The organism is Cloacibacillus sp. (genome assembly GCF_020860125.1).
Taxonomy (GTDB): Bacteria; Synergistota; Synergistia; order Synergistales; family Synergistaceae; genus Cloacibacillus.
In genome coordinates, this window is sequence record NZ_JAJBUX010000087.1 from 49,316 (window position 1) to 71,678 (window position 22,363).

The 22,363-nt window shown below is 57.9% G+C and carries 24 protein-coding genes, 1 tRNA gene and 1 other RNA gene; 5 read left to right on the top strand and 21 right to left on the bottom strand.

The window, feature by feature from the left end; genetic code table 11:
- Positions 1-85: 85 nt before the first annotated feature.
- On the top strand, positions 86-553 hold the full coding sequence (gene tadA, locus LIO98_RS11145; protein ID WP_291956964.1) for a tRNA adenosine(34) deaminase TadA: 468 nt from the start codon (positions 86-88) through the stop codon (positions 551-553).
- Between the two features lie 9 nt (positions 554-562).
- Here tadA and LIO98_RS11150 read toward each other — a convergent pair whose 3' ends face one another.
- Positions 563-1,702 carry an EAL domain-containing protein gene (locus LIO98_RS11150; protein WP_291956967.1) on the bottom strand — a complete coding sequence of 380 codons (1,140 nt, stop codon included), beginning with the start codon at positions 1,700-1,702 and terminating at the stop codon, positions 563-565.
- Between the two features lie 263 nt (positions 1,703-1,965).
- On the opposite strand from LIO98_RS11150, the gene LIO98_RS11155 reads away from it, so the two are divergent.
- The 4 genes from LIO98_RS11155 (at position 1,966) to LIO98_RS11170 (ending at position 3,131) form a co-directional block, all read left to right on the top strand.
- The gene (locus LIO98_RS11155) at positions 1,966-2,277 is read left to right on the top strand and encodes a helix-turn-helix transcriptional regulator (protein ID WP_066745525.1); all 312 of its coding nucleotides are present in this window, start codon (positions 1,966-1,968) and stop codon (positions 2,275-2,277) included.
- 99 nt (positions 2,278-2,376) lie between these two features.
- Positions 2,377-2,468: transfer RNA gene (locus LIO98_RS11160), tRNA-Ser, on the top strand.
- 39 nt (positions 2,469-2,507) lie between these two features.
- An RNA gene (gene ffs, locus LIO98_RS11165) (signal recognition particle sRNA small type) lies at positions 2,508-2,607 on the top strand.
- Between the two features lie 56 nt (positions 2,608-2,663).
- A complete protein-coding gene (locus LIO98_RS11170) occupies positions 2,664-3,131 on the top strand; it encodes a hypothetical protein (RefSeq protein WP_291956971.1) in 468 nt (155 codons plus the stop codon).
- On the opposite strand, the gene LIO98_RS11175 is transcribed toward LIO98_RS11170, so the two are convergent.
- The 20 genes from LIO98_RS11175 to LIO98_RS11270 form a co-directional block, all read right to left on the bottom strand.
- The gene (locus LIO98_RS11175) at positions 3,120-4,889 is read right to left on the bottom strand and encodes an ATP-binding protein (protein WP_291956974.1); all 1,770 of its coding nucleotides are present in this window, start codon (positions 4,887-4,889) and stop codon (positions 3,120-3,122) included. The genes LIO98_RS11170 and LIO98_RS11175 overlap by 12 nt on opposite strands.
- Complete coding sequence (locus LIO98_RS11180; RefSeq protein WP_291956976.1) at positions 4,886-5,587, bottom strand: response regulator transcription factor; 702 nt, start codon at positions 5,585-5,587, stop codon at positions 4,886-4,888. Before LIO98_RS11180 ends, LIO98_RS11175 begins: the two co-directional genes overlap by 4 nt.
- 4 nt (positions 5,588-5,591) lie before the next feature.
- Positions 5,592-6,281 (bottom strand): phosphate signaling complex protein PhoU, encoded by a 690-nt coding sequence (gene phoU / locus LIO98_RS11185; RefSeq protein WP_291956978.1) that lies wholly within the window; start codon positions 6,279-6,281, stop codon positions 5,592-5,594.
- Positions 6,282-6,309: 28 nt separating this feature from the next.
- Complete coding sequence (gene pstB, locus LIO98_RS11190; RefSeq protein ID WP_066749220.1) at positions 6,310-7,065, bottom strand: phosphate ABC transporter ATP-binding protein PstB; 756 nt, start codon at positions 7,063-7,065, stop codon at positions 6,310-6,312.
- A gap of 57 nt (positions 7,066-7,122) precedes the next feature.
- Positions 7,123-7,986: a phosphate ABC transporter permease PstA gene (gene pstA, locus LIO98_RS11195; RefSeq protein WP_291956981.1), complete on the bottom strand. Its 864-nt coding sequence runs from the start codon at positions 7,984-7,986 to the stop codon at positions 7,123-7,125.
- Positions 7,983-8,897, bottom strand: coding sequence for a phosphate ABC transporter permease subunit PstC (gene pstC / locus LIO98_RS11200; protein ID WP_291956985.1), 915 nt, complete (start codon positions 8,895-8,897; stop codon positions 7,983-7,985). Before pstC ends, pstA begins: the two co-directional genes overlap by 4 nt.
- 31 nt (positions 8,898-8,928) lie before the next feature.
- Positions 8,929-9,759 (bottom strand): PstS family phosphate ABC transporter substrate-binding protein, encoded by an 831-nt coding sequence (locus tag LIO98_RS11205; RefSeq protein WP_291956988.1) that lies wholly within the window; start codon positions 9,757-9,759, stop codon positions 8,929-8,931.
- 112 nt (positions 9,760-9,871) lie between these two features.
- Positions 9,872-10,660, bottom strand: coding sequence for a selenium-dependent molybdenum cofactor biosynthesis protein YqeB (gene yqeB, locus LIO98_RS11210; protein ID WP_291956993.1), 789 nt, complete (start codon positions 10,658-10,660; stop codon positions 9,872-9,874).
- A gap of 6 nt (positions 10,661-10,666) precedes the next feature.
- Positions 10,667-13,027 (bottom strand): Smr/MutS family protein, encoded by a 2,361-nt coding sequence (locus tag LIO98_RS11215; protein WP_291956995.1) that lies wholly within the window; start codon positions 13,025-13,027, stop codon positions 10,667-10,669.
- Between the two features lie 161 nt (positions 13,028-13,188).
- Complete coding sequence (locus LIO98_RS11220; RefSeq protein WP_291956998.1) at positions 13,189-13,791, bottom strand: CvpA family protein; 603 nt, start codon at positions 13,789-13,791, stop codon at positions 13,189-13,191.
- On the bottom strand, positions 13,788-14,066 hold the full coding sequence (locus LIO98_RS11225) for a hypothetical protein (protein ID WP_066745556.1): 279 nt from the start codon (positions 14,064-14,066) through the stop codon (positions 13,788-13,790). The genes LIO98_RS11220 and LIO98_RS11225 overlap by 4 nt, the downstream gene beginning before the upstream one ends.
- Before the next feature lie 20 nt (positions 14,067-14,086).
- Complete coding sequence (locus tag LIO98_RS11230; RefSeq protein WP_291957001.1) at positions 14,087-14,374, bottom strand: hypothetical protein; 288 nt, start codon at positions 14,372-14,374, stop codon at positions 14,087-14,089.
- A 77-nt stretch (positions 14,375-14,451) separates the two neighbouring features.
- A complete protein-coding gene (gene pheT, locus LIO98_RS11235; RefSeq protein ID WP_291957004.1) occupies positions 14,452-16,896 on the bottom strand; it encodes a phenylalanine--tRNA ligase subunit beta in 2,445 nt (814 codons plus the stop codon).
- Positions 16,897-16,908: 12 nt separating this feature from the next.
- Positions 16,909-17,994: a phenylalanine--tRNA ligase subunit alpha gene (locus tag LIO98_RS11240; protein WP_291957007.1), complete on the bottom strand. Its 1,086-nt coding sequence runs from the start codon at positions 17,992-17,994 to the stop codon at positions 16,909-16,911.
- A 24-nt stretch (positions 17,995-18,018) separates the two neighbouring features.
- Positions 18,019-18,738: a TrkA family potassium uptake protein gene (locus tag LIO98_RS11245; RefSeq protein WP_291957010.1), complete on the bottom strand. Its 720-nt coding sequence runs from the start codon at positions 18,736-18,738 to the stop codon at positions 18,019-18,021.
- A 13-nt stretch (positions 18,739-18,751) separates the two neighbouring features.
- A complete protein-coding gene (locus tag LIO98_RS11250; protein ID WP_291957013.1) occupies positions 18,752-20,059 on the bottom strand; it encodes a potassium transporter TrkG in 1,308 nt (435 codons plus the stop codon).
- A gap of 60 nt (positions 20,060-20,119) precedes the next feature.
- Positions 20,120-20,470 (bottom strand): 50S ribosomal protein L20, encoded by a 351-nt coding sequence (gene rplT / locus LIO98_RS11255; RefSeq protein ID WP_084002394.1) that lies wholly within the window; start codon positions 20,468-20,470, stop codon positions 20,120-20,122.
- A gap of 45 nt (positions 20,471-20,515) precedes the next feature.
- Positions 20,516-20,713, bottom strand: a complete 198-nt coding sequence (gene rpmI / locus LIO98_RS11260; protein ID WP_066745577.1) for a 50S ribosomal protein L35 — start codon at positions 20,711-20,713, stop codon at positions 20,516-20,518.
- A 50-nt stretch (positions 20,714-20,763) separates the two neighbouring features.
- Positions 20,764-21,408 carry a translation initiation factor IF-3 gene (gene infC / locus LIO98_RS11265; protein WP_291957034.1) on the bottom strand — a complete coding sequence of 215 codons (645 nt, stop codon included), beginning with the start codon at positions 21,406-21,408 and terminating at the stop codon, positions 20,764-20,766.
- 587 nt (positions 21,409-21,995) lie between these two features.
- The coding region (locus LIO98_RS11270; protein ID WP_291957019.1) for a Synerg-CTERM sorting domain-containing protein at positions 21,996-22,363 on the bottom strand (368 nt) is incomplete at its 5' end.

The window sequence follows — 22,363 nt, forward strand, 5'->3', positions numbered from 1 at the left end:
CGGAGGGCGGCACTCTATCCAGCTGAGCTACAGGCACGCATGAAGCGCTAATAAGTATATCACAAGAAACGGGGAGCCGCCATAGATGGATGATATTATTTATATGAAAGAGGCGATCAGGGAGGCGCGCCGCGCGCTTGAATGCGGAGAGATACCGGTGGGCGCGGTGGTGGTCCGCGGCGAAGAGATACTCGGCCGCGGGCATAACGTGCGCAGCCGCGACAATTCGCCCTTTGGACACGCGGAGATCACGGCGATGACGGAGGCGGCGAAGAGGATAAATTCATGGCGCTTTGACGGATGCTCAATCTATGTGACGCTGGAACCCTGCGTCATGTGCTCGGGGGCGCTCGTCCAGTGCCGTATGGGACGGATCGTCTTCGGCGCGAAGGACCCAAAGGCCGGCGGCTGCCGCTCGCTTTATGAGATACCCGGCGATCCGCGGATGTATCACCGCTGCGGCGTGACCGGCGGCGTGCTGGGCACGGAATGCGCGGAGATGCTGCAAAAGTTTTTCATTGAAAAAAGAAGGGCAAGGGCGGCAAAAAAATAGGCGCCGCCGCTACCGGCCGCCGAGATATTTCACGGCGAACTCCTCGCTGGGCAGCGGTCTGTCGATGAGATACCCCTGCACGTCGGGGCATCCGAGGGCGGCCAGTATCTCCGCCTGATCTTTACTTTCGACGCCCTCCGCGATACAGCCGATGTCAAGTTTGCCGCAGATATTCACGGTACTCTCCACGAGCGCCCGGCTGATCTCATTATCCGCGACCTCCGCCACTACGGCCTTGTCTATCTTTATCACGTCGAAGCGGAAGGCCTGCATCATATAGAGATTGGAATATTCGCTGCCAAAATCGTCAAGGGCGAGCCTGTATCCTGCGGCACGAAGAGCCGTGCAGGCCGCGGCGAAGTCGGGACGTGAAACATTCCCCACGCTCTCCGTAACCTCGATCTCCATATATTCCCGCAGATCCCCGAAACCGGCCCCAATCCTCTCCACCTCGTCAAGGATACCTGGGGCAAGCAGGGTCTTCTTTGAAAAGTTGACGGATAATGGGACAAGTTTCAGACCAGCAGCCCGGAAGTCACAAAGCAGACGGTAACTTCGCTCCATAATGTAAAGGTCAAGCGCCCCTATCAGTCCCGCATCTTCCAGCTGAGGGATAAAATCGTCGGGCGCAAGCAGCCCCTTACGAGGATCTTCATAACGCGCCAGCACCTCGGCGCCGGTTATCTCTTGACGCGTCAAATTCATCTTCGGCTGCAGATAGAGCTTTACAAAACCGTTTTTAATGCCGCGATTGAGCCAATCGTCAAGACAGGCCCTATGTTCGGCGCAGAAAGATCTTGTCTCCTCCTCCATCCGCAGCCTGCGCATGAGGCAGACAGACCTGCTATGGCCGCCTGAGTCTTCTATGAGACTTTTATACGATACCTCAGCACGCCACCGCTCGCCGCCGGCGGCTGAAAAGCTGCAGATCATGCGGTCACGCTCTCTGCCTTTGAACATCCCCTCGACAAACGCGGCAAGGGCTTCGTCGGTCTCCTCGCATGACCCGCCGCAGTACTGAAAAAAGAGCTTGGTAATATCACCGCCGCCGGGAATTTTAGCGCAGCAATGCTCTTTGGCGTCCCACAAATAGAGGGTCCTGCTGGGAAGATCAGCTATATAAAGAGTCGAAGCGGTCAGGTCCAGCATCCCAGACAGCATTTTATCTGTATTGTATAAACTCGTTCCATTAAACACAGCCGGTTTCCTCACCGTTTCTGTCATAAAAACATATTCCTTTCCCCGTCCGCGGCAATGAATGTCATTTCCCGCGGCTGCTTGCAGCAGCAACCATATATACGCTTCTCCATTATACAACATATAAGATGTTAATAAGACTCTAATTAATGATTATAGCGTTAACATTAATCTCGCACTCACCATAAAATTGACAGCAGGTGAGGTGAAAAAAATTGGACAGTGAATTTATCAGAAAACGAATCACCGAACTGAGAATAAAAAAAGGCGTCTCAGAATATAAGATGAGCCTTGATCTTGGGCACAGCAGAAGTTACATGCAGAGCATCGTGAGCGGGCGCAGCCTGCCCTCCATGGCGGAATTTTTATACATCTGCAAGTATCTTGACGTCACTCCAAGCGATTTTTTCAATGAGGAGATCGACCACCCCGCTCTTGTGAAGAGCGCCCGGGAGGGAATTTCAGGACTTTCGGAAAAAGATTTATCGCTTTTGCTCACTCTGATCGAAAGACTTCATTTTAAATGACCGAAAAGCGGCCCCTACCCTCTTCTACCCTTTTGACATCACCCCCGCAATAAGATATAATATCCCCCGTCGATATGACGATATAGTAACGGCGCACGCGGAGAGGTGTCTGAGCGGTCGAAGGAGCTCGCCTGGAAAGTGAGTGAAGGGGTCAAACTCTTCCATGGGTTCAAATCCCATCCTCTCCGCCATTATTATGTCCAAAGATTGTCGATGTGCCTTTTACGGGCACTCCAGTCCCATGCGGCGCGAGCCCGTGAACCTCGTCAGGTCCGGAAGGAAGCAGCGATAAGCGGAATCTCGCGGGTGCCATGGGGGAGCTGGAGTTCCCGTAAAGGGCACTTTTATTATCGGTTCTATTATCTTTCAGTCTGGACGGTGAGGTTATGAAAGAGGCTCCCGATTGTTTTCTTCCGCTCAAAGTCATGCCCGCCGAGGGCGACAAAATAATACTCTCTCCGGCATATTTCTTTCCCGCGAACATCATGTCGCGGGGGCTCTTCGCAGGCGTCAGCCTCGTCACAAAAACGATCGTCGTAGACGCCTCAAACGGCAGGGCCGTAATCTCCGACGCCGATATCCGGCCCTGCGCGGCGCCGGATTTTCCCTGCATTCCCCGCGAGCTGCCCGTTAAACTGAGCGAACACCAGGCCCTCTCCGCCGCCGAAATGATGGCGACGCCGGAGGAGGCGCGGGGCTGGCGGCGCGGCTTCAATTCCGTGAGGGTGTTCTTCCGCAACAGTGAGTTCAATTTTGTCTGGCATACATATATAATCCGCGGCTCCCTGCTAATCGACGCCTTTACAGGCGACGAAAGCGAAGCCGCGGATGTGATCGATATTTTACTTCGGTAGCCTGATTACGAAGGCCGTACCTCCGAGCTCGGACTCCCTAAGCTCAAGGGTGCCACCGTGGCGCTCAATTATCCTCCGTGAGATCGAGAGGCCGAGGCCGTAGCCGCCGCTTTTCTTCCTGCCACGCGCCCTGTGGCTGTCGCCGCGCCGGAAGCGTTCAAAGATCAGCTTCCGCTCATTTTCGGCGACCCCGGGGCCGTTGTCGTCGACCGTGAGCCGCCACATACCGCCCTCTTCACAGAGCGATACCTTAATGATGCCGGCGGGGCTGTCACTGAACTGGATATATTTCTGCGCGTTTTCCATAATATTCAGCAGCGCCCGGCGCATATCCTCGTAGACTCCCACCACATGTGCGCCGCCCGTAGGAGCCGTTATCTCGATCTCCGTCTCTTTGGACTGCGGCAGCACCGCGATCTCGTCCTTTACCTCTTCCGCGACTCCCACAAGGTCAACGTCGGCCACATCTTTGCGCATCGGATCGGCGTCAAGGCGCACCAGCAGCAAAAGGTCGTCGACAAGTCCGCTGATCCGCTCCTGCTGCCGCAGCAGGCTGTCTATCGTTTCGACATCCTCGGAGCGTTCGGGACCGTTCATCTGCGGAGAGCTCTTGAGCAGCTCCAGACCGGTGCGGATTATCGCAAGCGGGGTCTGGAACTCATGTCCCGCGTCGATGAAAAAGTCGCGCCGCACCTCTTCGAGCTTCGCCTTTTCTGTGAGATCCTGAAGGGCGATGAGTCTGCCGCGCGGCAGCCTCAGGGTCGTCGCCTCCACCTGCATCGCCATCGCGCCGCTGCGCATGATTGACAGCGTGCGCGTTGTGTCGGGCTCGTCCAGCATGAAGTAAAGCTCGTTGGAGGGCAGTATCAGCTCCACGGAGGAGCCGCGCGCGGGGAGCTCGCTCTGCCCGCAGATCGTCGAGGCCTCTTTGTTTATGTAGCGTATCTTCTTTTCATCGTCGATGAGAATGACGCCAATCGGCAGCGCGCCCACAAGCTGGGCGAGCTCCTCCTTGCGTTCCTGCGCCTCACGTATCGTCTTTTGCAGCGAGTCCTGCATGGAGTTCAGCGTATTGGAGAGCGCCTGTATCTCGTCGTCGTTGGTTATGGGAAAGCGCGCCTTCTCGCCCCTGGCTATCTGCGAGGCTGCCTGGCTCAGAGAATTGAGCGGCGTCAGGATCAGGCGCAGGACAAGGTATGTTCCGAGCCAGACCAATATCAGAATGAGTGTGAAGTATTTGATAAAGGGTATGGTGACGTTCTTTATGAGTCCCGATAGCTTCGCCACCGGGTAAGAGAGGCGCACCACATAGACCTCACCGGGGCTGCCCGGGGTGATGACCCTCTTCGCCATATATATCTGCCATTCACGCTGCGTCTTGCTGTAGCGCAGCTCCGACCCTTCGCCTCTCTCAAAGGCCCCTATCACCTCGCCGCGCGTGTAGTGGTTCTCCATCTGCGAGGCGTCGGCCTTCGTATCCGTCACCACCTCGCCGTTGAGGCCAACGACGGTGACGCGTCCGTCAGGATAGAGGGCGGTCCAGATGCCGGAGATATTCTTTATTCCCGCGACTCCCTTCTCCTCTCCTGAAACGGCCATAAGGTCCAGATAACGGGAGAGCATCGTGCGCGTATATTCGATGCTGTCGCTGCGCTCCGCGTGGTAAATTATTATCCAGGCCGCGAGGCCGATGACGGAGACCGCCAGCGTCATGAGGATGGCGATCTTTTTCTTCAGCGTCAGCTTACTGAAGCTCATTCCTGCCCCTCCTCCCAGACGAGCCGGTACCCGCGGCCGCGCAGCGTCTGCGCGGAGAGCATCGGCCTCCTGCCGTCGTCAAGCTTCTTGCGCAGACGCGAGAGGTGGACGTCCACCGTGCGAGTGTCACAGTTGGACATACCCCATATCCGCCGCAGCAGCTCTTCGCGCGAAACGGTGTGGCCCATGCGCCGCGCGAGCACCTCGAGTATCGAATACTCCGTCGGGCTCAGGTCGATCAGCGAACCGCGCAGCCAGGCCTCCTTCTCCACCGTATCCAGCTTGAAGGCGCCGTTTTCGATGATCTTGCGGATATCGGCCTGCTGCTGGGTGCGCCGCAGCAATACGCGGACGCGCACGAGCAGCTCGTCCAGCGGGAAGGGCTTGCGCATGTAGTCGTCGGCCCCGAGGTCGAGCCCCTGCACGACATCCTCGGCGGAGCTGCGCGCCGTAAGCATGAGGATAGGGATATGCTTCGTCTCCGTATCAGACTTCACACGCCGGCAAATCTCCCAGCCGTCCATCAGCGGCAGCATGAGGTCAAGTATCACAAGATCCGGCAGCTCTTCATATATCAGGGAGAGAGCGGAGTCGCCGTCAAAGGCGCAGACGGTCTTATACCCCTGCTGCCTCAGAGCGCGGCAGACAAATTCCGCGAGGCTCTCTTCGTCGTCTACGACCAGTATCTTCTGCGTCATCGTCCTATGCCATCTTCTTACGGCGGTAGCTGCTGGCCTTCACAGGCCGTCCCGTATACATGTAGGCCATGCGTTCGGCGACGTTCGTCGCGTGGTCCCCCGCGCGCTCGAGCGTCTTGGAGACGTTCATCAAATTGAAGGACTGCTCGATACGCTCCGGCTTTTCCATGATCAGCAGCAGCAGTTCGCGCATGATCTGTTTTTCCAGGTCGTCCACCTCGTCGTCCATCGGGAATACCCTGAGCGCCGCCTCGCCGTCATGGGTCTCTATCGCCGTCATCGAGAGCCGCAGCATCTCTTTAATGGTCTCCACCATGCGCGGTATGTCGATAAGCGGTTTGAGCTGCGGTAGTTTGCAGAGCGAGAGCGTCACCTTCGCGATATTCTCGCCGTAGTCGCCGATGCGCTCAAGGTCGACCGCTATGTGCATTATGCTGACGACGACGCGCAGATCCTCGCCAAGCGGCTGGTAGCGCGCCGCGAATTCCATACAGGCCGCGTCAAGCTTCTCTTCAAGATCGTCGATGACGTCGCCGTCGGCAATCACCTTCTGCGCCATCTCCGCGTCATTGTTTTTAAGCGCCCAGACCGCCCTTTCAATCGATTCGGCGGCCAGCCCGCTCATACGATATATCATGTTCTTCAGAAGAGAAAGGTCTTCCTCTATTCTTTTTCTTGTGTTTATCGCATCCATCACTGCAATCCCCCTGACCCTTTATTTATTAGCCGAAACGTCCCGAAATATAGTCTTCCGTACGCTTATCGTGCGGCGAGGTGAACATCTTCGCCGTCCTGTCGTATTCGATCAGGTCGCCGAGAAGGAAGAAGGCCGTATAGTCCGAGATTCGCGCCGCCTGCTGCATGTTGTGCGTAACGATAACGACTGTATAGTCCCGCTTGAGCTCACTGATAAGCTCCTCAACGCGCGCCGTCGACATCGGGTCTAGGGCGCTCGTCGGCTCGTCCATCAGCAGGATGTCGGGCTGAGTCGCTATGGCGCGCGCGATGCAGAGGCGCTGCTGCTGGCCGCCGGAAAGCCCCGTCCCGGAACTTTTCAGCTTGTCCTTAACCTCATCCCAGAGCGCCGCCCCCTGAAGGCTGTTCTCTACTATCTCGTCGAGACGTCCCTTGTCCTTCACACCGTTCAGACGCGGGCCGTAGGCGATATTGTCATATATCGACATCGGAAAGGGATTCGGTTTCTGGAAAACCATCCCCACCTTGCGCCGCAGCGCGATGACGTCCGTATCGTCCGCCAGAATATTTTCCCCGTCAAATTCAATTATACCCTCTACACGCGCCGACGATATAAAATCATTCATCCGGTTGAGGCAGCGTAGATAGCTGCTCTTGCCGCAGCCGGAGGGGCCGATAAAGGCCGTCACCATATTCTCTCCCATGTCGAAGGTGATGTTTTTCAGCACCTGCCTGTCGCCGTAGTAGAGGTCGACGCCGCGCGTGCGTATCTTGACCGACATCTGCTTCGCGTCGGCGGCCGCTTCAAACCTTTCGTTGTTCACCGATGTGTAATCCATCTATCTTCCGTTCCTTTCCGCGAGACGGGCGCGCGCTATCACTCCCACCGCGCTCGTTCCCATTACAAGTCCGATGAGCACCAGTATCGCCCCGTACTCTATCGGGGCCGCCGCCTCGGGGTCCGTCGCCGAGGTGGCGAGAACATATATGTGGTATGGCAGCGCCATAACCTGGCTGAAGACGCTTTTGGCAATCTCCGGCGCGAAGTATGCGGCGCCCGTGAACATTATCGGCGCCGTCTCGCCGGCGACGCGGCCTACCGCAAGAATGGTGCCCGTGATTATCGTCGAGGCCGCCGAGGGCAGCACGACCTTGATTATCGTCTGGTACTTCGTCGCGCCGAGCGCGTAGGAGGCGTCGCGGTAATCCTGAGGCACCGCGAGAAAGGCCTGTTCCGCCACCGTGACCACGAGCGGCAGAGAGAGGCATGCCAGCGTCAGCCCCGCTGAAAGCAGACAGGAGCCGAACTGCATAAAGACGACGAAGAGCGAGAGGCCGAAGAGACCGAAAATTACCGAAGGAACGCCCGCCAGCGAGCGGATCGATATCCTCATGAGTCTGACGATCCAGGTATCTTTAGCATACTCCGCGAAATAGAGCCCCGTCATGATGCCTACGGGAAGCACCACCCCCATTGAGACGAGCACCAGCTGCATCGTACCAACCAGCGGCGTCAGTATCCCGCCAGCCAGCATGCCGTCCTTGGGAGGCTCGGTGAGAAACTCCCATGAAAGGGTAGACGCGCCGTTCCTTATCAGGTAGACGGCGACCGCGCCGATAACCGCCACGAGCAGCAGCGCGAAGAGGCATAGGACGAGAGTCATCAGCCTGTCGTATATCTTGCGCATAAAAGTACGGTTCATCTCTTTGTACCTCTTTTTTCAATATAGAGTGAAGCCAGATTTATCATCAGCGTCATCACCAGAAGAATGAGCCCCGCGAAGAAGAGCGCGTAATAGTGGACGCTGCCCACCGGCGTCTCTCCCATCTCGGCGGCGATCGTCGAGGTGAGCGGCCGTACCGGCTCCGTAAACAGCGTGGGAATGATCGCCGCGCCGCCGGCGGCCATCAGCACGACCATCGTTTCGCCGAGGGCGCGCATCACGCCGAGGAGCACCGAGGCGATTATCCCGGGCAGCGCGCTGGGGAAGACCACCTTCTGTATCGTCTCCATCCTTGTCGCTCCGAGCGCGTAAGAGGCATCCCGAAGCTCAAGGGGGACCGTGGCGAGCGCCTCGTCAGAGAGTGAGGCGACCACCGGTATTATCAAAAATCCCAAAAGTATCGAAGCGTTGAGCAGGTTGAGCCCGCTCGCGATACCCAGCGTATCCTGCATCCAGGGCGCGATCAGCATCATGCCAATAAAGCCGAGGACTATCGAGGGCAGAAAGCCGAGTATCTCAAGCAGGACCTTGAAGAAGTTTCTCAGTTTGCGGGGAGCTATCTCCGCGGTAAAAACCGCGAGCGCGAGCGCCGCGGGTATTGCGATGATGCTGGAAAGAAGGGTGGCGGCGAGCGTTCCCGCTATAAGCGCCGCCATCCCCAGTGCTGGTGGTTCCTCAGTCGGATACCATTCTCTTGAAAAGAAAATCTCTTTAAGTGAAGCCGTTTTGAGTACCGGCAGCCCATTCGCGATCAGGAAGCCGAGAATGAAAACCAGGACGATGATTCCCGTCACCGCCACGCAGAAGACCGTGCGTGACATTATCCTGTCTCCCCTTCCTCCGAAGGCCTGTTTCTTCGCCGGCCGTTCGGCCTTTGTCAATGCACTCATGGGCTGTCCGTCCTCTCCTGTTGACGATAGGTTATTTCTTAAGCTCGCGGAGTGATACGAACCCAGTGCTGTTTACGATCTTCTGTCCGGCGTCGCTCTGCATGTACATGATGAAGTCAAGCACCTCGCCCTTGGGCCAGCCGTTTGTGAACATGTAGAGGTAGCGTGAAAGGGGATATTTGCCGTTGCGCGCGGTGGCAGCCGTCGCGCTCACGCCGTCGACCTGGAGCCCCTTGACCGTCTTGTTGACGTAGCCCATTCCCTCATAGCCGATCGCGTTTTTGTTCTTGCTGACCGAAGAGAGCATCGCGCCGCTTGAAGAGGCGACCTGGGCCTTCGGCGTCACGCGGGTCTTTTCGCCCTTATCCATGATCATCTCCTGCCAGGTGCCGTAAGTGCCGGAGCTGGTGTCGCGTCCGACGACTACGATAGGGGCGTCGGCGCCGCCGACCTCTTTCCAGTTCGTCACCTTGCCGGAGTATATATCCTTAAGCTGTGCGTGTGAGAGTCCCTTGACGGGGTTATCTTTGTGGACGATGGGGACGATGCAGTCGAGCGCGACCGCGAAGGGTACGGGATAGATATTCTTATCCATGCAGCTCTTGATCTCCGAATCCTTTATGAAGCGCGAGGCGTTCGCGATCTGGGCGCTGCCGTCGGCAAGCGATTTGAAACCGTTGCCGGTACCGGTGCCGGAGACGGAGAACTTGACTCCCGCGTTTTCCTTCATAAACTGCTCGACCGCCGCCTGTCCGAAGGGCAGGACCGTCGTAGAACCGTCCATTACGATCGGGGCCGCCATCGCCATCGTCGCGGCGGAAAGAACCACAAGTGCTATAAACGCTGTTACTAACTTTCTCATCTGTATTCCTCCTAAGTTGTTGTACCTAGGAGTATAGACTTACGATGTTAACGATGTGTTGAGCAAATGTAACAGGAACGTAACGTAAAAGAAAGGGGGATTTTCCGCGCTGTCAGCGGGCCGAACGGCTTATGGCCTCCATAACGCCGCCCGCTATCGAGAGGGATTTATCCGATATCGTAAAGCAGTAATCCGCCGCGCCGCGCGGGTCGACGTCGCCGATCTTCATATCATACCGGCACTCCACGGAGGGATGAATAAGACCGCGGATCACGCCGGAAATATTCGCCCGGACCGGATGCCCAGATATCTCGCCAAGCGTCTCGCCCGCCTCGACGGGGTCGCCGATACCTTTGCGGGGAACCAGACGTCCCTCCGCCGGAGCGCGCAGCAGCCTCTCGATACCGTAGCCCATGATCACGCCGGGCCTCTTAGTGTCGGGAATCGCCGCGCCCTTCGTGATTACCCGTCCCAGGCTGTGGCCGCGCATCGTCTCAATAACGTAAAGGACGTCCTCCGGCGCGCTGAAACCTGGGCCGAGGGCGATCGTCACGGGGGCCATACCGCGCTCCGTCCCCGTGGCACGCTTCGCCATGATCGCGTCAATGAGAATCCGCGGGCGAAGGGCAGCTATAGAATCGCCGCGCGGGTCGACCAGAACGCCGACGACGGCCGGATCAAATTCGTCAAGCGAGGAGATGAGGCGGCATTCCATATCCTCGACGCGGCAGCGTCCCTCATAGACGGCCTCGCAGACGGAGACGGCGCGGCGCACGGCCAGCGGATGCTCCGTCTCAAGCACAAGCACCGGAACGCCGGCCACGCGGAGCCGGTATATAACGCCGGTGGCGAGATCGCCGCCGCCTCTTACTATGACAGGGGAATCCTTAAATATATCCATAACGCTTTATCTTCTAAACTTCACGATCGTCACGCCATAGCCGCCCTCGCCGGGGCCGCCGAGATTATGCTCCGCGATATAGGGAACGCGCTTGCATAGCTCCTGCACCTCGCGGCGCAGAATACCCTCGCCGCGTCCGTGTATCACGGTGACGGTGTCATAACCGGCGCAGTAAGCCTGATCAAGATACTGCTCCACCATCGGGAGCGCCTCGTCTATCGTCATGCCGCGCACCATTATCGACGACGGCACGCCGACTGGACGCGAAACCTTTATCTGCACCTGGGCCTGCGGGGCCCTGTCAGGAGACTTTCTCGTGATCACCTTCAGCTTCGTGAGCGGCACCTCGATCTCCGCGATGCCCGCCTGTATACGGGCCTTCTTGCCCTTCACCTCTATCACCGTGGCGCTCTTGCTGGTGCCGATCACCTGCACAGTATCTCCGGCCTTCAGTTCATGGCTCGTAGCCGCAACGGACTCGACGCTCGTCTTCTGCTCCTCGCGCTTTATCGCAGATCTCTCTATCTTCTGGAAATGGCTGCGCTTCTTTTCAAGCTCACGGCGCGCCTCGGACTCCGCCTGCGCGTTCTCCATATTCTTTATCAGTGCGCGCGCCGAATCCTCGGCGTTGCGCACGATTGAAAGCGCCTTCTTGTCGGCGTTGGCGATCAGCGCGTCGCGCTTCTCCTCGATCGCCTTTATCTTCGCTTCGTAATCCTTTTCAAGTGCGGCCAGCTTCTTCCGCGAGGCCTCAACGGCGTTTGCCTCGCGTTCCAGCGCGGCGCGCTTCTCGTGAAGCTCGCCGATAAGATCCTCCATCGATATCTCGCGCCCGTTGATCGCCCGCTCCGCCCTCTCGATGATCGAGCGGCGCATGCCGAGCTTGCCGGCGATCAGCAGCGCGTTGCTGCGTCCCGGTATGCCGATCAAAATCCTATAGGTCGGCGAAAGCGTCGCGCTGTCAAATTCGACGCTCGCCGTCTCAATATCCTCGGTCGTCAGGGCAAAACGCTTTATCGGATTATGGTGCGTCGTGGCAAGGACAAGAGCCTTTTCCTCACGCAGCCAGTCAAGCAGCGCGATGCCGAGCGCCGCCCCCTCCTCAGGGTCCGTCCCCGCACCAAGCTCGTCAAGCATGACGACGGAACGCGGCGTCACCCGGTCAAGTATCTCCGTCACATGGGTGACATGCGCGCTGAATGTCGAAAGGCTCTGCTCTATGCTCTGTTCGTCGCCGATATCGGTAAAAAGCTCGCCGATGTCGCCGAGCAGGGAACCCTCCCCCGCCGGTATCGGGAAGCCGAGCCAGCCGAAGTAAATACAGACGCCCGCGGTCTTGAGCGCGACCGTCTTGCCGCCCGTGTTGGGGCCGGTAATGACGAGGATACGAAAATCCCCGCCGCACCTTATCTCTATCGGCACCGACCTGTCGCCGAGCAGCGGATGGCGGGCGCGGACGAAAGAAAAGAGCGTGCGCGGATCAAGATCCGGCAGACGCCACTTATATATACGCGTCATCTCGGAAAGCGCGTAGAAGAGATCCACCGTCCCGAGAACATTTTCCGTGTCAATGATACCCTTTTTGCGGTTGATCAGCTTTGCCGTGAACTCACGGAAGATACGCGTCTCCTCAAGCATCTCCTCGCCGTAAAGCTTGCTGTACTCGTTGTTGAGCGACAGCAGCGAACGCGGCTCCATATAGACGCTGTTCCCGGAGCCGGAGCGGTCTATGACCGAACCGGGGAACTGCGACAGCGCGTCCTGCCGGACAAGAAAGGCATAGCGTCCGTTACGCAGCGTAAGCACCCGCTCCTGGAGCATCCCCGCGATCGCGGGATCGTTCAGCAGCGCGTGTCCGCGGCGGCGCACGGTATCCTTGAGCCCCCGCATCTGCTGGCGCAGCGCGGAGAGCTTCTCCGAGGCGTAGTCGTAAAGATGGCCGTCGTCGTCGATGACGGCGAGCATCCGCGTCTCCTCCGAAAAGTCGCGCATATCGCGCAGCAGTATGCCGAAGTTCGGATACTCCTCGCGCGCGGCGGAGAGGGCCTCCCTCATCCTTCCCGAAAGGGTGAGCAGCAGACGTATCTTCACCAGCTCCTCGCCGGAGAGCAGGCCGTTCTCCTCCGCCATCTCAAGCATAAAAGCGACGGAGACTATATCATTTATCCACGGCAGTTCTCCCTTATAGCCGCGGTATCTTTCCACATCCATATAGAGCGCCTGACGCCGCTTAAGCTCCGCCATATCGAAAGCCGGAGCGATATTCCGCGCCACAAGCGCCCCTATCTCACTGCGGCAGCGCCGTGAGACCAGTTCCATCACCTTTGAAATTTCCAGACTGCTGTAGGCAGCTTTTTCTATAAACATTTTGTTCCTGCTTTTAATCTTCTCAAATTATTAACCAACGTACCTTCCGCTGATTAGATGTGTCAGCCGCTAAGCGAGCTGGGGCGAAGGCGTATATCAATAAGTCGGAGCCTCCGGCCTGGGCCGCGCGTGACACATACGGTACATCTAACCGGCGGCGCTTAAGTACGGCCGGGAGTGGGATCATACCCCTCCGGCCCCCCGTCGCCAGTCCGGTAGGGCCTCAATATCTGCTCCAGCGTGCCGTCCGGCAGCGTCGTGCCCTCCGGCAGCAGGTCAAGGTCGATAAACATCGCGCGGAACTGCGGCCAGCTCCGCCCCGCGTAACGCAGGATATCGCTCTGCGACATCCAGGTCGGAGTGACTACCGGCGCGAGCAGCAGCCCACCCGTTATCACCACATAGACCACGATCACGCTCTTGATGACGCCGGAGAAAAGCCCCAGAAGCTTGTCTATCCCTCCGAGACTTGCCGCGCCGATGAGACTCTTCAATATCATGCGCAGCATCGCCGCGATGAGCGTCACTGAAAGCCAAATCAGCACCGCCGCCGCGGCCTGCGCCATATAGGCGTTGAGCCCCATCGTCACGGACAGAAAGCGTCCGATTCCCCCGGAGTAATGAAAGGAGAGGTAAAACGAGGCGAGAAAGCCCACAAGCGTTATCACCTCTCCGACAAAACCACGAAAGGAACCCCGGATGATAAAATAGCACCCGAGGATGATAAAAAATATATCCCAATAGTTCCAGCCGCTAAGGCTCACACGGGATCACTGTCCTGTTCGCTGAATTTATCCGATATCTCACCGATACGGAGGCTCAGCTCTTCCACCTGATGAGAGAGCGCCATAAGGGCGAGAAAGAGCCGTTCGTCCTGGCTGAGATTCGGAGGAAAGGCCTCCACCAGTTCCCTGGCGCTCTCAACGATACGGAAGAAACGCGCCGCCTCCAGCTTTGTGGTCAGCGTGTATCTCTGACGGCCTATCCAGAAGGAATACTTTCCGTCGCCTAAAGATTTGATCTCGTGCGTTTCATCCATCGGTTAAGAGTTCCCGCCGCTTACTGCCGCTCTTCGTTCGCAGCAGTCTGTTCCTGGGCCGTCAGCTTGCCCATGCGTCCGAGGAGCCCCTCGAGGCAGCTTCCGAGTTCTTCCTTCTCGGCCCTGCTCGCCGCCACCAGCTTCTCGGCATCCTCCTGGAGCTGCATGATCTCAAGATCGCGGTCCTCTATTATGCCCTTAAGCTCGGCTATCTCGCGGCAGAGCGTGTCGTTCTTCGCCTTCATGCCGCTAAGCATCTCCTCAAGACGGTCAAGCGCCTCGTTGACCCTTTCAAACTGTTCCATCATTTTCTAAGCACCTCCAAAATTCTTTCGTCCGTGAGATCATCCCAGAGGGGAGAAAATCTCCCCTCTAGTCTATCAGACTATTGTGCTCCGCGGACATCGCCGCCGAATTTTTTGCCGATCTTTTTGATTACCTGTTTTGAAACATTCTCTATCTGCTCGGAGGTGAGAGTCCCACCGTCGGAGCCGACCCAGATCCTGAATGAGACTGATTTGCGTCCCTCTCCCACCTGCGCGCCGCGGTACTCGTCGATAAACCTCACATCCCTGACAAGCTCGGCCTTTCTCGCGATGGCCTCGATCTCCGACCAGGCCACATTCTCGTCAAAGACGATCGAAAGGTCGAAATCCGCGAGCGGGTACTCCGGCAGATGGGTAAACTCGTTCTGGCGCGAGGGCAGCGGAACCAGCTTTTCAACATCCAGCTCGAAGACCACCGCGAGGCTGCGCTTGATGCCGGAGGCCTTGGCGCACTTCGGAGAAACGAGCGCGAGCGATCCGATCATCTCCTGCCCCTTCATGACGTTGACCCAGAGCTTCTCATCGGCCCACAGAGGCTTCTTCAGCTGGGCAAAGCCAAGCGGCTCCATCTGCGCGGCGCGGTGCATATACTCCAGCACACCCTTGGCCTCGCGGAAGAGCTGCCTCGCGTCGCCGCCTACGAAGGCCCCTCCGAGGTGGCGCGCCATCTCGGGAAGAAGCTCTCCGGCCTCCGCGGCCGCCTCGCTGACGCTGTGGAAATTCCGGTTGAAAAAGACCTGCGTCATCTCAAAGAGGCGGAAATCCGTGAAATAGCGGATATTCGTCGACACCGCCTTCAGCAGGCCGGGGACGAGCGTGGAGCGCAGTTTCGCCTCGTCGGGCGCGGGCGGCGTCGAAAGTTCAAGCATCTCCTCCGTATCCGCGCCGGCGGCGGCGACAAACTCGTCCCCGATCCACGGATAGGTGAAAACCTCCTGCATATTGCAGCGGAAGGCGAGATACTCGCGTATCGCGCGCTCCATATCGGGGACCCGCTGATTGACCGCCCTGTCGAGCAGCACCGTCGGCGGCGAGAACTCAAAATTCTCATAGCCCATGAGGCGCGCGACCTCTTCGAGAATATCGTCGGGCAGCGAAATATCGCCCGTGGAACGCCACGAGGGCGCTTCAACGAGGAGGCTGCCGCCGCGAACCTCGGTCTTGAAGCCGAGCAGCGAGAGAATACCGACGATCTCCTCCGAGGAGATATCCTTTCCCAGACGCCTGCGCAGGAAGCCGAGATCCACCTCGACCCGGGCCCTTTCAAGCGGCCGTGGATAGACATCCGTATGGGCCGTTATCCGCATCTCGGGGAAATATTTTTTGAAGGCCTCCACTGCGATCACCACCGCGTCGTCAACGCGCTGCGGGTCAAGGCTCTTCTCATAACGCGCCGAGGCCTCCGTGCGCACGTCAAAGCGCTGCGAAGTACGGCGGATGCCGAGAGCCTCGAAGTTCGCGACCTCTAAGATAAGCTCCGTCGTATCATCCAGAATCGAGTCGAGCTTTCCGCCCATGACCCCCGCAAGCCCCACCGGCGACTTCTCGTCGGCGATGACGAGGTCCTCCGTCGTGAGGTCGAGCGTCTCTCCGTCAAGCAGCTGCAGCTTCTCTCCCTCATAGGCGCGGCGCACATAGATGCCGCCCGCGATATGCTTCCGGTCGAAGCCGTGGGTCGGCTGCCCCGTGGCAAGCATCACATAGTTCGTGATATCCACGGGAAGATTGATGGGACGCATACCAACGCGCCAAATCAGGCTCTTGAGCTCAAAGGGAGAAGGGACGTTTTTGATATTCTCTATCACAAGGCCGGCGTAACGGGCGCAGCGCTCCGTATCCTTTATCTCGACCTTCAGCTCCTCCGTTATGCCGGTGAACTCCGCCGCCTCGATCGGCTTCAGCGGGCACTTGTAAATGGCGGCAAGCTCGCGCGCCATTCCATAGTGGCCCCACAGGTCGGGGCGGTTCGTCATCGATTTGTTGTCTATCTCAAGAATGATATCGTCAAGGCCCAGAGCCTCGGCGAGAGGCGTGCCAGGTTTCGCTTCAAAATCGCTGAGATCCATTATTTCAGAGTGCCGCGTCGTCGGGAAAAGCTCCGCGAGACCGATCTCGCCCGAGGCGCAGATCATGCCGAAGCTCATCACGCCGCGCAGCTTCGCGGGCTTTATCTCGATGGGGTCACCCTCGCCGTGCCACTTCACCCAGGCGCCGGGCTTCGCCACGGCGACGAGCTGCGCGGGGGCGAGATTCACGCCGCCGCAGACGATCGTCGAGGGCGCGGGGTCGCCCACGTCCACCGTGCAGACGCGCAGCTTATCGGCGTCGGGATGCGGTTCCACGGTCAGGATGCGCCCCACGACAAGCCCCGCGAGATTATCGGCGAGGCTTACGGCGTCCTCGACCTCCACCGTCGACATCGTCAAATCATATGAGAGCTTGGCCATCGTCAGATCGGCAGGAAGGTCGGCATATTTCTTTATCCAGTTTAATGATAACTTCATAATATCACCCTCCTACTTGAACTGCTTCAGGAAACGCAGGTCGGCGCTGTGGAAGAGACGTACGTCGTCCACGCCGTAACGCATCATCACAAGACGGTCAAGGCCGATATTGATATAAAAGCCCGACCATACAGATGGGTCCAGTCCCGCCGCCTTGAGCACGTTGGGGTGCGGCGTGCCGCCCGGCATCACCTCTATCCAGCCGACATGCTTACAGACGCGGCAGCCCGCGCCGCCGCAGACCTGACACTTCATGTCTATCTCAAAACCCGGCTCGACGAAGGGGAAAAATCCGACACGCATACGCACGTCGACCTCGTGGCCGAAAACCTTTTCAAGTATCGTCTTAATCAGGACCATGCCGGAGGCAAAAGAAAAATCCTTATCGACGATGAGCGCCTCATACTGGAAAAAGGCGCGCTCGTGGCGGGCGTCCGTCGTCTCATTGCGGTAGACGCGGCCCGGGTAGACGAAACGCGCGGGCGCTCCGTGCTCGCGGAGGTAGCGGACGCTGGCCCCCGTGAGATGCGGACGCAGACACAGCCGCTTCGCGCCGCGCTCATCGTCGTGTCCCTTGAGCCAGTAGGTGTCCATACTCTCGCGGGCCGGATGCTCGGGAGCGAAATTCAGGTTGTCAAAGGCAAACTTCTCGCTCGTTATCTCGGGCTCGGCAAAGACCTCGAAGCCGAGAGAACGGAAGGCGTCGTTAAGATCGTAGCACATCTGTGTGACCGGATGCAGCCCCCCCTGAAACGGCTCAATGCCGGGAACCGTGATATCCGCGGCTCCCTCAAAGGCGGAGAGCGTGTCCAGCAGCTCCGAATTGCGGTTCTCCACCGCTTCGCTGATGATCTGCTTCACCTCGTTGGCCGCCTGTCCCAGCACCTTGCGAAGCTCTGGCGCGGCCTGTCCCACGCTCTTCAATATCTCTGTCAGCTCGCCCTTGCGTCCGATAAGGTTAGCGCGGACCAGCTGTAGTTGATCGGGCAGAGAACTTTGCGCTATCTTTTCCAGTCCCGCCTCTTTTATCTTCTCAAGGTGTTCAAGAAGGCCGCCGTCTCCGCCCTGCGGCCCCTTAGTTCCATCGTGTTCCTGCATAAATCCTGCCTCCTGCAAGCGGCGCTATTGCGACGCGCCTGGTAAATTTATCTCCTTCATATCGATGAGGCCGGAGACGTCGCTCTTATCAATAAGCCTGTCCATCTCCTCGACATGCCCCAGCACCCACATCCGGTCCCCCTTCTCAAAGGGACGCGTGGGCAGAGGCGTATGCTGCATGCCCTCATACTCCATAAGTATAACAATAACTTTGTATTTTTGTGAAAATTTAAGCTCCGCCATATCACGGCCGATCATCTCCGGCAGCGGCTGGATCTTTCCGAGTACGAAATTGCCGCCGTCGATGCGAGTGAAGGCAGAATACCACGGATAGACGAGCAGCTCGCCGATACGCGAACCCATATCCCACTCCGGCGAGATCACCTTATGCGCGCCTACGCGCTCAAGCACCTTCGCGTGCAGCTTATTCGAGGCGCGCGCGACCACCACCGGCACCCCCATATCGACAAGCAGCGAGGTGCAGAGAATACTGTGCTCCACCGCCTCGCCGATCGTCACCACCGCCACGTCGACCTGGGTGGCCCCGATCTTGCGCAGAGAACTCTCATCGGTGACATCCAGCTGCGCGGCGACGGCGATCTTATCGGAAAGCTCCATGACCGGGCCGGGCATACTGTCGATACCGATGACGTTCTGGCCAAGATTCGCCAGCTTTTCACAGAGCGCGGTCCCGAAACGGCCGAGGCCGATAATCAGAAAACTCTTCTTCTTTTTTCTATCCATGGATAACACCCCTTTAACCTATCGGAATATGCGTACTAGGATAATGTATCCCCGAATCCCCGTCTGCGGTAACCAGCGTGGAGATGAATGAGTAAAGCCCCACCCTTCCCCAGAACATCAGAAGCGTTATCACGAGCTTCCCCGCCGTGGAGAGCTCCGTGGTGATGCCGACCGTCAGCCCGACCGTGCCGAGCGCCGAGGCTACCTCAAAGATTATCGACGAAAACGGCATCTCCTCTATCAGCGTAAGCAGCATCGAACCCGCAAGTATCGTAAAAAGATAGATCGCGATCACCGAAAGCGCGCGGCGCTCCGTGCGCTCCGAAATGCCGCGGTTCAGGAAGGTCGGCTCGCCGCGCATATGCAGCTCGCTCCAGACGGAGACCGCCAGCACGCCGAAGGTCATCGTCTTTACGCCGCCGCCGGTCGAAGCCGGAGAGGCTCCTATTATCATCAGCACGATCATAATGGCCTGGCCAAGCCCGGAGAGCGCGCCGCTCGGCACCGTCTCAAAACCGGCAGTCCTCGCCGTGACGCTCGCGAAAAGGGCGTTCCAGACCTTAGCCCACGCGGGGAGGTCCTTAAAGGCGGCGTTCCAGTCCGAGAGCATAAGCAGCGCCGTGCCGCCAACCAGCAGACCGCCGGTTATCAGCAGCACCAGCTTCACGTAGACGGAGAGACAATGCCGCTTACGGCACTTAACATAATTCGCGCACTCGGCAAACACTGGAAAACCCAGCCCGCCCATGACGATCAGCGACATCACCGTCCCGGGGATGATCAGCGTCGTCTTATAATCGTGCAGTCCGCCGATGCAGGGAGAAAAACCCGCGTTGCAAAAGGCGCTCACCGAATGAAAGACCGCCAGATAGGCGGCCCGCAGCACATCTTCGCCGCCGAGCAGAAAACCGGCAAACATCACGATGCTGCCCAGCCCCTCGAAGAAAAGCGTGTACCTTATCACCGTGAAAAAGAGCGTGATCGCCCCCTGCACGCCGTCTACACCTAGCCCTCCAAGAAAGAAGATGCGGCTCCGCAGCCCTATCCTGCGCCCCACGGCGATAGAGATCAGCATCATCCCCGTCATGATCCCGAGGCCGCCGATCTGGATGAGCCCCATCATAATTATCTGCGATAGCAGGCCGAAATCCGTTGCGATATCCACGACGCCAAGCCCCGTGATGCAGACCGCCGACGTCGCCATAAAGAGCGCGTCGACGGGCGAGAGGGGCTTGGCGTAGACAAAATTATTAGAGAGCCATAAGAGAAAGGCTCCCGCCAGTATTACCAGCAGGAACCCTGAAAGTATGACTCTTTCCACCTTGTAAGAGGTATGAAAACGCAACGTCTTCCACACTCGCTACATAAAAAACAGGTCTATTTACAGAGCCGCGCGCGCCTTTTCAACAAGCTGTGCGAAGGCGGGCGCGTCATTGACGGCGAGGTCGGCGAGCATCTTGCGGTTTATCGTGATGTTCGCTCTCTTGAGGCCGTTGATGAGCGCGCTGTAGGCGATGCCGTTCACGCGGGCGGCGGCGTTGATACGGACTATCCACAGTTTGCGGAAGTCACGCTTCTTGAGCTTGCGGCCTGCGAAGGCGCTCGTAAGCGCGTGCAGGTAGGCTTCGCGGGCGCGGCGGTAGACATTCTTCTTGCGGCCCCAAAAACCCTTCGTGATGCTGTATAATTTTTTCTGCTTATTGCGGCTGGCGCTGGATCCCTTTACTCGCATTATATGTCACTCCTTGAAATTTATCTGATTAACCGAAGCTGCGCTTTACGCGTAGGGGAGCATCTTCTTTACGTGCGCCTCTACCCCTGTCGGGAGAATACCCTTCTTCCTCAGCGTACGGAGACGCTTTGAGTTCTTTGAAGAAAGAAGATGTCCGCGGCCGCTCTTCTTAAAGCTCACCTTGCCCGAACCGGTTATCTTAAAGCGCTTTTTCGTTGCGGAATGTGTTTTCATCTTAGGCATGTTGCTTGTCCTCCTCTAATATTCTTACCCCAGAGAGGGTAACTTGAATTTTATATCTGGTCGGCGTCGGGCAGAACGTCCTTCTTGACCCTCTGCGCCTTCACCGGAGCCGCGGCGCTTCCCTCCGTCTGGGGCTTGGGCTCCGCGGCGGTCTCCGGCTTCTTCACCGGGGCCTCGGCGGCGGGCGCTATCATGATCCTCATGTAAGAGCCCTCCATGCGCGGTTCCATCTCTACCTTGCCGAACTCGGAGACGGCGGCGATGACTTTTTTCAAAACCTCGCGCCCTCTGTCGAGGAAGGCCATCTCACGTCCGCGGAAGAAAATGGATACCTTGACGCGGTGTCCCGCCAGAAGGAAGGTCTGGATCGCCTTCACCTTGAACTCATAGTCATGCAGGTCTATCTTCGGACGCATCTTGATCTCTTTGACGACCTGGTTCTTCTGTTTCTTACGCGCGTCCTTGTCGCGTTTTTGCTGCTGGAAGCGGAACTTCCCGTAATTCATAATGCGGCATACGGGCGGCTTCGCCTGGGGCGCGACCTCAACGAGGTCCAGCTCCGCGGCCTCGGCCATCTTGAGAGCTTCCTGAATACTTACCACTCCGCGCTTGGCGTTTTGCTCGTCAATGAGGAGAATTTCCGGCGATCTTATCTCGGAATTTACGCGGGGTTCGTCTTCCCTTGTGTTTGCTATGGTATTGCACCTCCTGAAAAATTTATCTGCTCATACAAAAAGAGCCCGGATACATAAGAATGCACCCTGGCCCTTGAAATATCTTCACGGGGGCGGCCTGACAACTGAAAGCGTCAGCAGGCGAGAGGGGCATCCTCTGCTTAAAACCCATTGATACCAATCAACTGAAAAATACTACCACAACGCACCGCGATATGCAAGCGCCGCGAACGAAATATCAGGGTAAACGCATCAATAATGGCCAGCGGCAGGCCCAAAAGACGCTCGACTCCGGGTCAAGCCCGGAGTGACTGAAAGACGGCTTGGTTTTATTTTGCCGCTCCGGCCTCCGAGCCGGAGCCTGGCGGCGTTGGGAGTTATCCTGTCGTTACGAATCAAGCCCGGATGGGCGGGAGGGTGGCTCTCTCGTCGTCTCCGGACTTGATTCGTGGCTTAGTCTTTCTGACTTGCCTTATACATTCAGTGTTGCTTTTTTTGCCTTTGTTTTACTTATTTTGCTTTGCCCCGCCCTGTCTCTCTTGCCGTGTCCTGCCGTTTTTGCTTGTCTTACCTGTTTTTATTCTATCCTGCCTTATTCCTTTTTCGTCTTACCTTTTCTTCCTCCATGCCAGCGGCAGGAGGGCGAGGAGCGCAAGCGCTCCGAGGCCGACACCGCATCCGCCGCCGGAACCGCCGCCGCCGTTGTTTTCGATGGAGTTCCAGAGGACCTTATACTGGCTCCTGGGGTCGCGCTGTTCAGAGGCGAAGAGGTAGGGCGAGAAGGCCCGTACCGCCACGCCGTAGTTGTAGTCGCAGTTTTTCGGGTCGTAGACGAAGCTGAATGTGCGCTCCTCCCCCGCCCTGATGAGGGGGAATTCCGTCGCTCCAAGCAGCGAGCGGTTGACGCCTCTTTTGCCCGCCAGCAGCCCTACGCGCAGCAGAGGCACGTAGTTTATCTCTTTTTCTTTGCCGCCGA